The sequence below is a fragment of the Providencia vermicola genome, from assembly GCF_020381325.1.
GTDB lineage: Bacteria > Pseudomonadota > Gammaproteobacteria > Enterobacterales > Enterobacteriaceae > Providencia > Providencia vermicola.
In genome coordinates this window covers 72,770-87,922 of the sequence record NZ_JAGSPI010000009.1, presented here as the reverse complement: position 1 = coordinate 87,922, position 15,153 = coordinate 72,770, and the positions used below count along the sequence as shown (strand labels likewise).

At 39.9% G+C, this 15,153-nt stretch carries 12 protein-coding genes; 4 read left to right on the top strand and 8 right to left on the bottom strand.

Annotated features, from left to right (window positions below; translation table 11 throughout):
- Window positions 1–20 precede the first annotated feature (20 nt).
- From KDJ85_RS14355 to KDJ85_RS14335, 5 genes are read right to left on the bottom strand one after another with little or no spacing between them, the layout of a single operon-like run.
- Window positions 21–443: a DUF411 domain-containing protein gene (locus KDJ85_RS14355; protein WP_225820253.1), complete on the bottom strand. Its 423-nt coding sequence runs from the start codon at window positions 441–443 to the stop codon at window positions 21–23.
- Window positions 444–488: 45 nt separating this feature from the next.
- Window positions 489–3,626 (bottom strand): efflux RND transporter permease subunit, encoded by a 3,138-nt coding sequence (locus KDJ85_RS14350; protein ID WP_225820252.1) that lies wholly within the window; start codon window positions 3,624–3,626, stop codon window positions 489–491.
- Window positions 3,627–3,629: 3 nt separating this feature from the next.
- Entirely contained in the window at window positions 3,630–4,898 is a 1,269-nt protein-coding gene (locus KDJ85_RS14345; protein ID WP_225820251.1) for an efflux RND transporter periplasmic adaptor subunit, read from the bottom strand.
- Window positions 4,899–4,915: 17 nt separating this feature from the next.
- A complete protein-coding gene (locus tag KDJ85_RS14340; protein WP_225820250.1) occupies window positions 4,916–5,257 on the bottom strand; it encodes a copper-binding protein in 342 nt (113 codons plus the stop codon).
- 8 nt (window positions 5,258–5,265) lie between these two features.
- Window positions 5,266–6,657: an efflux transporter outer membrane subunit gene (locus KDJ85_RS14335; RefSeq protein WP_225820249.1), complete on the bottom strand. Its 1,392-nt coding sequence runs from the start codon at window positions 6,655–6,657 to the stop codon at window positions 5,266–5,268.
- Between the two features lie 153 nt (window positions 6,658–6,810).
- Here KDJ85_RS14335 and KDJ85_RS14330 point away from each other — a divergent pair, with 153 nt between their 5' ends.
- The 4 genes from KDJ85_RS14330 (at window position 6,811) to KDJ85_RS14315 (ending at window position 10,355) form a co-directional block, all read left to right on the top strand.
- Window positions 6,811–7,494, top strand: coding sequence for a heavy metal response regulator transcription factor (locus KDJ85_RS14330; RefSeq protein WP_225820248.1), 684 nt, complete (start codon window positions 6,811–6,813; stop codon window positions 7,492–7,494).
- Entirely contained in the window at window positions 7,487–8,872 is a 1,386-nt protein-coding gene (locus tag KDJ85_RS14325; protein ID WP_225820247.1) for a Cu(+)/Ag(+) sensor histidine kinase, read from the top strand. The genes KDJ85_RS14330 and KDJ85_RS14325 overlap by 8 nt, the downstream gene beginning before the upstream one ends.
- Window positions 8,873–8,989: 117 nt before the next feature.
- A complete protein-coding gene (locus KDJ85_RS14320) occupies window positions 8,990–9,457 on the top strand; it encodes a hypothetical protein (RefSeq protein WP_225820246.1) in 468 nt (155 codons plus the stop codon).
- A gap of 403 nt (window positions 9,458–9,860) precedes the next feature.
- The gene (locus KDJ85_RS14315) at window positions 9,861–10,355 is read left to right on the top strand and encodes a hypothetical protein (RefSeq protein WP_225820245.1); all 495 of its coding nucleotides are present in this window, start codon (window positions 9,861–9,863) and stop codon (window positions 10,353–10,355) included.
- 99 nt (window positions 10,356–10,454) lie between these two features.
- Here KDJ85_RS14315 and thrC read toward each other — a convergent pair whose 3' ends face one another.
- Genes thrC through thrA form a run of 3 tightly spaced genes read right to left on the bottom strand, consistent with a single transcriptional unit; the run spans window position 10,455 to window position 15,146 of the window.
- Entirely contained in the window at window positions 10,455–11,750 is a 1,296-nt protein-coding gene (thrC, locus tag KDJ85_RS14310; RefSeq protein ID WP_225820244.1) for a threonine synthase, read from the bottom strand.
- A gap of 3 nt (window positions 11,751–11,753) precedes the next feature.
- The gene (gene thrB / locus KDJ85_RS14305; RefSeq protein WP_225820243.1) at window positions 11,754–12,683 is read right to left on the bottom strand and encodes a homoserine kinase; all 930 of its coding nucleotides are present in this window, start codon (window positions 12,681–12,683) and stop codon (window positions 11,754–11,756) included.
- Between the two features lie 3 nt (window positions 12,684–12,686).
- Window positions 12,687–15,146 (bottom strand): bifunctional aspartate kinase/homoserine dehydrogenase I, encoded by a 2,460-nt coding sequence (gene thrA / locus KDJ85_RS14300; protein ID WP_225820242.1) that lies wholly within the window; start codon window positions 15,144–15,146, stop codon window positions 12,687–12,689.
- Window positions 15,147–15,153: the final 7 nt, after the last annotated feature.

Sequence of the window (15,153 nt, the reverse complement as noted above, 5' to 3'; positions counted from 1 at the left end):
TTAATGAAGTTTTTTCTGAACTAACGGTATTCGCCATTGGCTTTAAATTGAACCACGGAATACGGCTGCGTTCTCCCATCTGGTTGCTCCATACCTAAGCTGCCAATTGGCATGCCTGGTACTGAAATTCCAACCACATCCGTAGGCAACGTATCAATCGTGTCTAAGCTGCTCACAGGCACATGCCCAACAATCACTTTACCTTTGTATTTTGCGATATGGCAGCTGCGTAAGTTGTATGGCACATTCAGCTCATCATTCAATTTGTTCAATTCATCATAACTAATTTCATTGACCACAACGTCATACCCTGCTTTTTTTACGCCTTCTCCCCATAACTGGCAGCAACCGCAGTTGGCATCTTTATACAGTTGCACGCTCTGGTTTTGAGAAAATGCAGAAAATGACAGTAAAAACATTCCACCTAAAATTATCTTTTTCATTGCTATTTACCTTATCAATAATAATGATTAATACCTGTAAAATTTCTATTTTTTATGGCGCATTTGGCAAATTAATTTATATGCAGCAGGAATGATAAATAACGATAACAATGGTGCCGTTATCATCCCGCCAATCATTGGGGCAGCAATTCGGCTCATCACCTCTGACCCAACTCCTGTTCCTAATAAAATTGGCAATAATCCTGCTAAAATAACAGCAACTGTCATCGCTTTAGGTCGGACACGCAATACTGCCCCTTCATATAACGCACTATCTAAATCCTGATTGGATAATGTGTTTATTCCTTGCAGTTTTTCTCTATCTTCAATGGCATGCCTTAAATAAATCAACATCACCACACCAAATTCAGCAGCGACCCCAGCTAATGCAATAAAGCCAGTCCCTGTTGCAACGGATAAATTAAAATTCATCCCATATAGGAACCAAATAGCGCCCACTAATGCAAAAGGCAAACTTAATAAAATCAACAGAGCCTCACTAAAGCGCCTGAAGGCTAAATAGAGCAAGACAAAAATAATCATGATGGTAGCAGGTACCATTAACATTAATTTTTGGTTGGCTCTTTCAAGTAATTCAAATTGTCCTGTGAAGGAGTAACTGACCCCTGATTTCATTTGAATATTATTTTTTATTGCCATATCGATATCATTAATGACAGAGACCATATCCCTATCCCGCGCATCGATATAAATCCAACTGGTGGGCCGTGCATTTTCTGTTTTTAGCATCGGTGGCCCCATTTGCACTACCACATCAGCCACATCACTGAGAACGATTTGTTGCTTATTTGGTGTTAAAATCGGTAATAGTTTCAATGCAGAAACACTGTTTCGGTAATCCTGTGGGTACCTTAGGCTAATGGGGTAACGCTCAATCCCTTCAACGGTTTCTCCTATCATCTCCCCCCCTGTCGCCATAGAGATATAAACCTGTACATCACTGATACTCATACCAAAACGAGCGGCTTTTTCCCTATCGATTTTGACATCAACATACCGACCGCCCACCAGCCGTTCGGCTAACACAGAGACGACCCCTGGGACTGTTTTCGTCACTTTTTCAATCTGTTGTGCAAATGCATCGATTTCTTCGAGGTCTTTCCCTGAAACTTTAATGCCTATCGGGCTTTTAACCCCTGTGGAAAGCATATCGATTCGATTACGAATCGGTGGAACCCATAAATTAGCAACCCCTGGCAAACGCACAGTTTCATCTAACTCATCGATAATTTTTTCCAGTGTCATCCCTTCACGCCACTCAGACTGTGGCTTTAAACGAATGGTGGTTTCGATCATTTCCATCGGTGCCGAGTCAGTAGCGGTTTCTGCTTTCCCCACCTTGCCAAAAACGGTATCAACTTCAGGAATAGTTTTGATTAGCTTATCGGTATTTTGTAGTAAAAACGCCGCTTGAGCAGGAGATACCCCCGGTAGTGTTGAGGGCATATACAGCAAATCACCTTCATTAATTGACGGGAGAAATTCACCCCCTAAATGCTTTAATGGCCATATCACGGTAAACAATGACAAAATGCCAATCAGCAATGTCGTTTTCGGCCATGCCAACACTTTTAATAACATTGGGCTATATATTGCAATTAGCCAGCGGTTTAGTGGGTTTTTATTTTCATTTGGGATATTACCGCGGATCCAATACCCCATTAATATCGGAATTACGATTAATGCTAGTGCAGCAGCCCCAGCCATCGCATAGGTTTTGGTAAAGGCCAGAGGGCCAAATAAACGCCCTTCTTGGCCTTCCAACGTAAAGATGGGAATAAAAGACAACGTGATAATAAGTAAGCTGATAAATAATGCAGGCCCGACTTCAACTGCTGAGTCAGTAATTAATTTCCAACGCTGTGTATTATCAAGAACTTGCCCTTCATGTTGATGTTGCCATTTTTCTAATTTCTTGTGGGCATTTTCAATCATCACAATAGCCGCATCAACCATTGCGCCAATCGCAATCGCAATTCCCCCAAGCGACATAATGTTTGCATTTATTCCTTGGTAACGCATAACAATAAACGCAATAAATAGCCCTAGAGGTAAAGAAATAATCGCGACTAAAGCAGAGCGGAAATGCCATAAGAAAACTGCACAAACTAAAGCAACAACAATAAACTCTTCTAACAATTTATCGCTGAGGTTATCAATCGCATTATCAATCAGAATGCTTCTATCATAGGTTGTGATGATTTCAATACCGTCAGGCAAACTCGCACTTAAATCTTCAAGCTTTTGTTTTACATCATTAATAACATTTCGCGCATTTTCACCTGAACGTAATAAAATGATCCCACCGACAACTTCACCTTCCCCGTTAAGCTCAGCAACACCACGGCGCATTTCTGGGCCTTCTTGAATACGAGCAACATCTTTCAGGTAGATTGGGACGTTATTTTCTGCCATTTTCAGGTAGATTTTATTAAAGTCATCCATAGATTGCAGATAACCATTGGCTCTAACCATAAACTCAGCTTCAGCAATTTCGATGGAAGACCCACCAGCCTCTTGATTCGCCATTTCAACGGCTTGTTTTATTTCAGGTAACGTCACTGAAAACTGCGTTAATTTAAGTGGGTCAACAATAATTTGATAAGACTTCACTACACCACCAACTGTTGCAACTTCAGAAACATTTGGCAGCGCTTTTAATTCATATTTCAAAAACCAATCTTGCAGCGATCGTAACTCAGCTAAGTTATGTTTACCGTTTTTATCAACCAAGGCATATTCAAACACCCAACCTACACCTGTTGCATCCGGGCCAATTGAGGCGACTGCACCTTTTGGCAGTTTTGCCTGAACTTGGTTTAAATATTCCAAAACCCGTGAACGAGCCCAATATAAATCCGTATTATCCTCAAAAATCACATACACATAAGAATCACCGAAGGCAGAAAAGCCGCGAACTGTTTTCGCCCCTGGCACGGATAACATTGTGGTCGTAATTGGGTAAGTAACTTGGTTTTCAACCAGTTGGGGAGCTTGTCCTGGATAAGTGGTTTTGATGATCACCTGCACATCAGATAAGTCAGGCAGTGCATCCACTGGCGTACTACGAATACTCCATATTCCTGCTATGACTAAAAATACCACCCCCATTAAGACTAAAAAGCGATTCGCAACCGAGCGTCTTATAACCCATTCCAACATAGTCTACTCCTTAGATTTATGCGATGAATGATTTAATGACGTGGATTGCACGGGAAGCGCCTCCATTCGAGCTAATGCACCCGCAATACTTGCTTCTGAATCAATCAGGAAAATACCTTGCGTCACAACCTTTTCGCCAACTTGCAACCCTTGTGAAATAGCCGTTGTTTGCTGGGATTCGGCCATAATACGCACGTTCTTAGGGATAAACTCCCCTTGCTCCCCCACCACAATAACGTGTTGTTCTTTCCCTGAATCCACAATAGCTTGAGAGGGAACTAATAAACTTTCTTGGCCTTTCGCCAATACATTTAAATAGGCGGTCATTCCTGGTTTTAATACATTGGCGTTATCTTCAATTTCTGCACGGATATTGATGGTGCGACTTGTTTGATCCGCACTTGGTAATATTAACCAGTTTTTCACTATAAATTGCTGAGTTGAATAAGCGGGAATAGAAACAGAAAACTGCGCTTGTTTAGTCAGTAATTCCGCCGCTAATTGGGAGACGGATGCATTCACCCACAGAGGGTTAGTTCCCTGTATTTGGGCGATAATCACTTCTTTAGAAATATTCATTCCTAAACGTAGATTTAATGCAGTAATAACACCGGATATCGGCGCTTGAATGGTAAAGCGTGTTTGCACTTTTCCCGTTTTAATAAATTGGGAGAGCGATCCTTCAGGCATTCCATTTAATCGTAGGCGCTCGATCACGCTATTAAGATCAGATTGGTTAGCACCCATTTGTTTTAACGCTAAATATTCACTTTGCGCTTCAACCCACGCAGGGATCGTTAGATCAGCAATTGGAACGCCTTTTTGAATTCGTTCACCAACGGTAAATGGATATACTTTTTCCACAAAGCCGCTTTCCCTTGCTTGTATAATCGCAAATTGGTGATCATTAAACGTAATTTCGGCAGGAAATGTTAGGTCATAGCTTAGTTGCCCCCATTTTACCTCAACCGTTTTTAGCCCTAAATTTTGGGTTTGAGTTGGGTTAATAGTGACTCCTTTACTCTTTGCTGATCCTTGGTTTTCATCGGCATATTTAGGCACAAGATCCATGTCCATAAATGGCGACTTACCTGGTTGATCAAACTTGGTATTTGGATACATAGGGTCATACCAATACAATACCGTTCGTTCTTGTTTTTCCATCAGTTGACTATTATTTTCTTCAACAAAAAAATAGCGATAAAACAAGATTGAAATAACGCTCGATACAATAATAACCAACAGCAATTTAGTGAGGTTAACTAATGACATAACATCTCTCTATCTAATTAGTTTATTTTTTCGACGGATTTCAATATTGAAAGATTGCCTTTTTGCTCAAAGGAAAATTTTAATTCGTCATTGTCTTGTAAGCCTTTAATCATATTTTCATCTTCATAAGTGAAGCGCATCGTCATTGGTGGCCAACCAATACTTTCAATCTCTTTGTGATTAATCGTTAATTTCTTATTTTCTTTATCAATAGAAATTAATTTCCCCTCCGTATTAATAACAGGTTCTGCAACTTTTTCAGGGTACACAGAGTGATTATGATCCGCTGCATTTGCGTAACCTGTCGCAGTGAATATGCCGATTGAAAGGACAAAAATAATACCGTTTAACTTTTTCATACTTATCCTTATGATTTAATAAACCCACCACCTAGTGCAGAGAACAAAGTCACCTCATTCTTCTGCTGTTCGATTTTTAACTTCAGTAAATTTTGCTGCTCAGTAAATAAGCTTCTCTGTGCTTCAAGTACATCAAGGTAGCTGGTGGCACCCCCATAGCGGTAACTTGATTGTTTCTGTGTTAAGACACTCTGCAATGTATTGACGTACAGTACCTGTTCACTTAATTGCCTCTCCAAACTCGACTTAATAACAAACGCATCTTTCACTTCACGAAATGCTACTTGAATACTTTTTTCGTAGTTCACTATCGCTTTATTTTTACGAATATTTGCGAGCTCTAGATTTCGGCTATTTGTTCCCCCAGTAAAAATAGGTAAGGTGATTTTAGGAATAAAATTCCAAACACCATTAGAAGAGTCAAATAAGCCAGATAACGAGTCGTTACTATTAGCAACACCAGTATTGAAGGAAATCGACGGGAAAAAGGCTGCTCTTGCTACGCCAATATTGGCATTTTCAGAAATAATATTTTGCTCTGCTGCTATAATATCTGGACGGCTTAATAGAATGTCAGACGATAAGACTGAGGGGGCTGTAATCAACGGGTAATTAAGCTCAAAACCACCTTCTGGCATTTTGACTTGTTGAATATAGTCATTCGTTAAAAAATTCACTAAGTTTTCATTTCTAGCAATTTCGCGGTGAATGTTTTCGATATTGATCTCAATTGACTGGACTTGCCCTCTCGCTTGTTCTAAATCAGCCAATGTCGCTTTTCCCGCTGCCACTTTTTGTGCCACAATCGACTGGCTATTGAGGTAACTGGTTTTCGTCTCTTGTGCAATCAATAAGAGTTGCTGGTTATACGCCACATCTAAATACGCTTCTGCAACTGTTTTAATGGTTAAAATTTGAGTCGCTCTGAGCATCTCTTCTGAGGCAATAAATTTAGCTCTATCCGCTTCAGTTAAGTTCTTTATTCGCCCAAAAAAGTCCAATTCATAGCGAATATCTACGCCTGCATTATATTTTTTATCGAATACAGCGCCTTGCTGTAACCCTTGGCTATACTCACTTCCCATTGACGCATTAATTTGTGGATATCTTTCTGCACTGGCTAACCCAAAACGGGCTCGAGCTTCTTCGACATCTAATACCGCTAAATAAAGATCACTGTTTTTTTCAAGCGCACGCTGAATAACTGCTTTCAGTTGCGAGTCTTGAATAAATGCTTGCCAGCTTGGTACTGAAAATGTTGATTCTTCACTTGAGGTGGGTGCACTGCTGCTTAATTGGTTCGGAATATTTAGATTTGGGCGTTGGTATTCAGGCGCTAATGAAACACAGCCACTTAAAAGCAGGGCATTCGCTATCAATAATATTTTGAGAAAATACATGGTATAGCCATGCCTCTAGTGATTTAAATTAGCGTTATCGTAAAAAAAACCCTCTGTTAGATTCATGACATGAAAATGACAAATTTGTCATTTTACATTTGTGGATTTCAATGCTTAGAATGAAGTCGTACAAATATTGTCGTTGAGGTGACTGTGAAATTACTTATTGTGGAAGATGAACATAAAACTAGAGAATATTTATCCAAAGGATTAACAGAATCTGGCTTTGTGGTTGATGCAATAGAGAATGGGATCACAGGCCTGCATATGGCGACAACCGAAGCGTATGATTTAATTATTCTTGATGTGATGCTACCCGATATTAATGGTTGGGAAATTGCCAAAAACTTGCGAGCGATGGGAAAAAATACGCCCATATTAATGCTAACAGCATTAGGTAATGTTGAGCATCGAGTAAAAGGGCTCGAATTGGGAGCCGATGATTATTTAATCAAACCTTTCGATTTTTCTGAATTACTGGCACGTGTTCGAACATTACTGCGCCGTGGCAATAATAATATCCAAAAAACTCAATTTCATATTGCAGACCTTCATGTCGATTTAATAAAACGACGCGTTACCCGTGCCAACGATAAAATCAATTTAACCAGTAAAGAATTCGCGCTACTTGAATTTTTTGTTTTACACCAAGGTGAGGTTTTATCTCGCTCTTTGATTGCCTCAAAAGTGTGGGACATGAATTTTGACAGTGATACCAATGTCATTGATGTGGCGATTAAGCGTTTAAGATCAAAAATAGATCTCAATTACGAGCCCAAATTGATCCATACCATCAGAGGAATGGGATATTTATTAGAGATCCCAGAAAATGATTAAATTATTTAATGCGCCTGTTTCTATCTTAACTCGACTCGTCGTTTTGATCGGTGCAACGCTCTCACTGGCTTTATTATTATTTAGTTGGATCATGATCAACTCCGTTGTGTTACATTTTAAGCAACAGGACGAATACACCTTAAGCCAAATAAATTTAACCATTAGTAGTTTATTAAGTGAAAACTCAGATTCACAAAATGAACAATTTTCGCGTATAAAAACCATTTTAAATGAGCACCAAGATATTGCTGTTTACCTTTCAGATAATCAGGGTAATACGTTAATTTCCCCCAATACGAATAAAGATATTATTGAAGCATTAAAAAACTATAATGTTGAAAAAGATAATCACGACCAATATCTTGAAAATTACCGTATTGCAGAAAGCCATATTCAGGTTAGCGTGCCGGATGACACAAAAAAATATCGATTAGTCACCGCACTTTCTCTTAACTTTCATCATGATTACCTGAGCTCCTTAATCAATAACTTAATTATTAGTGCTGTTTTACTCTGTTTACTAACAATTATTATTGTCTATTTTTTAGTCATTAAAGGGCTTAAGCCCCTTAAAGAAGTCAGTGACGAAATTAAAAATGTCACGTCGGAAAATTTGAGCATTCGGTTAGACCCCACATCCGTACCAAAAGAATTAAAGCAGCTCACTGAATCATTTAACCAAATGATAGTAAAAATTGAGGATGTTTTTGTTCGGCAGACTAATTTTTCTGCCGATATCGCTCACGAGATGAGAACGCCGATTACAAACTTAATGACAGAAACTCAAATTTCGCTAAATAAAAATCGGACAAAAGAGGAGCTTGTTGAAGTCCTTTATTCAAACCTAGAAGAATATAACCGACTTTCACGAATGATTTCAGACATGTTATTTCTTGCTCAAGCCGATGATAACCGACTTATTCCAGAAAAAACGCAAGTGGATGTCCAATCCGAAATTACACTTATTTTCGATTATTTTGAATTCTTAGCTGAAGACAATGAAATTCAACTTACAATGACTGGTGAAGCTAACATTATTTTAGCTGATAAAGACATGCTAAGAAGGGCACTAACAAACTTAATTTCTAATGCAATTCGCTATACACCTAAAGGTAACGCTGTCAGTATAAACCTAGCAAATGTCCAAAATGGCATTAAAATTATTGTCAGTAACCCCGGAAAAAAAATACCAGATGAACATTTACCAAAGTTATTTGACCGTTTTTACCGCGTCGATAAATCACGCCAGCGAAAAAATGAAGGAAGTGGTATCGGCCTCGCCATTGTGAAGTCCATTATATTGACCCATAAAGGAACTATTAACGTAGCATCTGATGAATACTCAACACAATTTACTCTTTTTTTACCCAATAACTAAACAGTTAAAAGATAAAATGGCAATATTGTCATTTTACTGTCAGTCTTAAGACAGCATGCATCTATTATTATGCCCTTATTGAAATTCGAGATTCGTTTAATTAAATAAGGATAGATAATGAAAAAAATTATTATTGCATTAGGTTTTATTGTTGCTACCAATAATATAGCGAATGCACAATCAGACGTAAATACTCATAAAAATGCAGCAACAGCATTAACATTCGTTGAAAATAATAGTTCGGCGGCTAACCAACGTGCAATCCAACAACATTTAAACCTGGCGGGTATTTCTACTGAAAAAAATACGCATATGAGTACGGCATTTTCCCAATTAGATAGCCATGAAAAAGCGGCCATTGCCTTAAGTTTCACCCAAAATAATACGGCTCCTACAATACTAAACAGTATGCAATCCCACGTTGAAAAATCAAAAAAATTCAAAAAAATTCAAACTAAGCCAGCAACTTTGTTTGCAGATATGAATGAACATGAAAAAGCTATTGTCATGCTGAATTTAAATAAAAATAGCTCATCTGAATATATTCAAAATGAAATAAAAAAGCACTTAAAAACGATTAATTGATTTTTATAAAAGCCATATTATATGCCCTTTAATAATATGGCAAAAATCTAATTCCCACCGAAGTCATTACACTATCATTTTATATTTACTGTAAATAAATTTAATAGACCATTTAACTCATTACTTTATTGAACATTACAAATAATAAATTAGACTTTTTTATGCAGTTTATTTAATTCATTTTAATCAAGGATTTTATATGCATAAAATATCTATTTTAATTATATCTTTATTCTTCCCCATTTCCTCTTTTGCAACATCATCTTTACTCTCATTATTAGAGACTCCGCCGTTAGTCACATCTGAACTCTGGCTGAATCATAGTGGAAATGGTGGTAATAGCCATTAATTAATATACCAATCAATAATTCCCCCTTGTCTAAAGGGGGAAATGGAGGCGCTTATGAATAACCAATCAACTCTATCGCTCTGCTCTCTATTATTAATGAGTATCTCTATTACTAGTCACGCCACTAACTCCTTTAATCTATTGATTAATTGCTTATCTCAAGAAGCCACTACCACCACCATGACTAATCCGCACTCACAATTCAATTGTGGGCTAATACTCGAGAAAAAAAATGCTTTTCAATTGATTAATCAAGAAAATACCTCGAATAGTGGACAAAATGGTACAAACGGCAGTCATCGTGAGGCTGGAGATAACGGACAGGACGGTGGAAACCATACTGTTCAAGGTCACGGGAACCATGGTGGGCATGCAGCACCAGGAAGCAATGGTAACGGGGGCAATGGCGGTAGTGGTGGTATCTATGGAGGGAATGGTGGAGATGGCTCAGGAAGTGGTGACAGTGGTAAAGGCGATGATTCAGGGCCAAATAGCGGTAAAGATGGAAAAGATGGGCGAGATGGTGATGATAGGTGGAGCTCAATTTAATTGATAATATTATTGTAATATCAACTAATTAGGCTTCCTTTCAGAGTGATGACAAACCGATTAAGTTTGTCACCACTCTGATAGGTTTTGAAAATCAAATTATTGCTTAGGCGCTAATTTCATTAGAAATTCACGTAGTTTTGCAAAATCAGATGGTAAGAAATGAGATAACAGCGGTAAATCGGCTCGCTCTGCTAATTCTTTTGGTAAAGGGATCTGTTTATTTAAGATCTCCTCAACGCTTTCTTTGAATTTAGCTGGGTGTGCGGTACCTAAAAATAGGCCATATTCACCCGCTTGGAGTTGATCACGTAACACACGGTAAGCAACCGCTGCATGAGGTTCTGACAGATAGCCTTTTTTATCCAATTCACGAACGGTATCTTTTGTCACTTCATCATCAACCGCACCAAATCCAAGTTCTTTCAAAGACCAACCTTTGCGGCGGAAGAGTTCTTCAATACGTGGCCAGTTATTTGGCTGGCTCACATCCATCGCATTAGACAAGGTTGCCACAGTTTGATGCGGTTTCCACTCACCTTCGACTAAATAACGTGGAACAGTGTCATTCACGTTGGTTGCCGCAATAAAACGTTTAACAGGTAACCCCATGGACTTTGCCAATAAACCTGCGGTTAAATCACCAAAGTTACCGCTCGGAACAGAGATCACTAAATGATCGCGTTTTTCCGCTGGGATCTGTGCAACCGCTTCAAAATAATAACAGATCTGCGCTAATAAGCGGCTGATATTGATCGAGTTCGCAGAGTTTAAAAATAACGCTTTTTTCAACTCTTCATCATCAAACGATTGTTTAACTAATGCTTGGCATGCATCGAAATCGTCTTTAATTGCCACCGTATGAATATTTTCACCCAGCGTACAGAACAGTTTTTCTTGCAGCGGGCTAATTTTACCTTCTGGATAGAGGATGACCACTTGAACGTTATTTAAACGATAGAAAGCATGCGCCACTGCCGCACCTGTATCACCAGACGTTGCGGTTAAAATAGTCACAGGTTGCTCACCTGCAACTTGTCCCAGAGCCTGCGCCATAAAGCGTCCACCAAAGTCCTTAAATGCCAATGTTGGCCCGTGGTATAGCTCTAGGGTTGCTACGTCATCTTCTACTTTAGAAACTGGTGCAGGGAAAGCAAATGCCGTTTTGACACGCGCCGCAAGCTCTGTTTCTGGAATTTCATCACCAATAAATGCGCTCAGAATTTTGCTACTGCGCGTAACGAAATCTAATTTTAATAATTCGTCGATTTCTGCAGTGCTAAATTCTGGCAAATCTTGTGGGAAAAACAGACCTTGTTGCTTGCCTAAACCTTGCTTGACGGCTTGCGCAAAGCTGACTTGTTCGTTGTTATCTTTTAAATTATACAGTTTCATTGTTTACCCTATTGTCCTTGCCCCGGCGAGATCTAAACGGCAGATATGCACAAAGCCTTCATCATTCTGAATATAATGTTGTTGCAAATACGCAGCCATTTTTTCAGCGATGAGTTTGTCATCGCAAATGGCAAATAATGTTGGCCCTGAGCCAGAGATCCCACAAGCTAATGCGCCAATTTCTTTAGCATTTTGACGAGCCTCAGCAAAGCCAGGCAGCAATTGTGTACGGTATGGCTCTGCGACAACGTCTTGGATCATCGTCGCCGCCAATAATGGCTGTTGAGTATGACAAGCGTGAATAAAGCCCGAAAGATAACGCCCATGATTAACAATATCATGACGCGGATAGCTGTTTGGTAAGATAGCACGCGCTTCAGCTGTCGAGACTTTAATTCCTGGGTACGCCATTACCCAATACCAATTTTCAAATGCTGGTACAGGTTGGGAAATAATACCATTTTGCTCGATAATCAGCTGTAATCCACCAAGGAAACACGGTGCGACGTTATCGTAATGCACACTACCTGAAATACGCCCTTCCAATTCTCCCATCATGCCAAGCAGCTGAGTGTCATCGAATGGCTTTTGCGCAAATTCATTCAGCGCCATCAGTGCAGCAACAACAGAACATGCGCTCGAACCTAAGCCAGAGCCAATTGGCATGTTTTTCTCCAGCGTCATTGCCACATTCAAGGTTTTCCCCAAACGCTCACAAAACAGCTGCCAACATTGGTAAACGATATTGTGCTCGTTTTTCTTTGGTAGCTTAGAAACAAATTTGCCTTTATTTGTTAACGAAAACGTCTCTGCCGCTTCGACAGTCACACAATCGCCTAATAATGAGCCGTCAGCGGGTGATACTGCCGCACCAAGGACATCAAACCCAACACTAACATTACCAATTGAAGCAGGTGCATAAACTTTAATCACTTATTAAACTCCCAATTTCCATGACAGAGTACGTAACATATCTGCAAATACACCCGCTGCTGTAACATCATTACCCGCACCATAACCTCTTAATACTAAAGGAATTGGTTGGTAATAGCGTGTATAGAAAGCCAATGCGTTTTCGCCATTTTTGACTTTAAAGAGCGGGTCATTACCATCCACTGCAACAATCTTAACTTGGCAGCGCCCTTCTTCTATCAATCCAACATAGCGTAACACTTTTTGTTCCGCTTCTGCGGCTTTTATGCGTTCAGCAAATTGCGCATCGAGTTGCGGTAAACGCGCCATAAACTCAGGAACTGGGCCTGAGCTGTCAAAATCAGCTGGGAGAACGGCTTCAATTTCAATATCTTGTAACTCTAATTTATAACCTGCTTCACGGGCTAAAATTAATAATTTACGCGCAACATCCATCCCTGATAAATCATCACGAGGATCTGGCTCAGTAAAACCTTTTTCTTTCGCCAAGGTTGTTGCTTCAGATAATGACATACCTTCATCTAACTTACCGAAAATAAAGGATAATGAACCTGATAAGATACCGCTAAAGTGCACCAGTTCGTCACCTGCATTCAATAAATTTTGCAGGTTTTCGATAACTGGCAGACCCGCTCCCACGTTTGTATCATATAAAAACTTACGCTTTGACGTTTCACTTGCTGCACGTAATTGATGGTAATAATCCATTGATAACGTGTTTGCTTTCTTATTTGGTGTCACCACGTTAAAGCCATCTTTTAAGAAGTTCACATATTGTTCAGCAATTTCTTGGTTAGACGTACAATCGATGATCACTGGGTTTAAGAAATGATATTCACGTTCTAAACGGATCAAACGGCTTAAACTAAACGGTTCTTTCGCTTGCGCTAATTCGTCTTTCCAATTATCAAGATCAATGCCTTGCATATTGGTCAACATCGCGCGCGAGTTAGCAATACCGCAAACACGCAGATCGATGTGTTTTTGCTTCAACCATTGCTGTTGGCGATGAATTTGTTCAATCAATGCGTTACCCACACCGCCAACACCAACGATGAATGCTTCAATCACTTGTTCTGCATTAAACAGCATTTGGTGACAGAGACGAACCGCTGTTGTCGCTGACTCATTTGCAATCACCGCAGAAATAGAGCGTTCAGACGAACCTTGAGCGATTGCTACTATGTTGATATTACCGCGGGTCAATGCCGAGAAGAAACGCGCTGAGATACCTTTTAATGTGCGCATGCCATCACCAACAACGGAGATGATCGCCAGTTGCTCCATCACATCCAGTGGGTCTAATACGCCATCTTTAAGTTCTAGATAGAACTCTTCTTCAAGAGCTGCACGTGCACGCTGTAATTCACCTTGGGGCACACAGAAGCTAATACTGTATTCAGACGACGATTGAGTGATTAGCACGACAGAGATCCCCTTGCGAGACATCACTGAGAAAATACGTGCGGCCATCCCTACCATCCCTTTCATTCCAGGCCCTGAAACGTTGATCATCGCCATATTGTTCAGGTTAGTAATGCCTTTTACTGGTGTGCTGTCATCTGTTTGACCGTCACCAATTAGGGTGCCAGGAGCGCTTAAGTTAGTGGTGTTTTTGATTAGGCAAGGGATTTGGAACTGGGCAATTGGGGCAATTGTTCGAGGATGAAGAACTTTAGCACCGAAATAAGAAAGCTCCATGGCTTCTTGGTACGACATCCCTTTCAATAAACGGGCATCTGGTACAAGACGTGGGTCACAGGTATAAACACCATCAACATCAGTCCAGATTTCACAACAATCTGCGCGTAGACAGGCTGCTAATACGGCTGCTGAATAGTCAGAACCGTTACGCCCTAAAACGACTAACTCCCCTTTCTCATTACCTGCAGTGAACCCTGCCATTAACACAAAGTGGTCTTTGGGGATATTCAGATCAGCAATACGCTTTGTTGACTCATTAATATCAACTGTAGACTCGAGGTAGTGCCCCTTGGCTAATAAACTTTCGACAGGGTTGATTACCGTGACGTTATGACCCCGAGCTTTTAAAACGGACTCCATAATGGCAATTGACAGTTTTTCACCACGACAAATAATTGATGCGTTAATGCTATCAGGACATTGACCGAGAAGAGTAATACCATGCAGTACTTGTTTGATTTGCGCGAATTCTTGTTCAGTGAGTTTTTTCAACCTGTCATATTCAAAACCAGGCTGTTTTTCTTTCAATCCTTTTAACAAGCTAGCAAAAATCATTTCGGCATCATTCACATGCGTGATGACATCCTGACCTGCAACCGTTTTATCAATCATTGCAACGAGATGGTTTGTGATTTTTGCTGGTGCTGACAACACCAGAGCCACTTGCCCATCTGCTAATTTACTTTCAGCAATGTCAGCAACATTCAGTACTCGTTCATCATTCGCAACCGAAGTACCGCCAAATTTAAGCACACGCATGGTATTT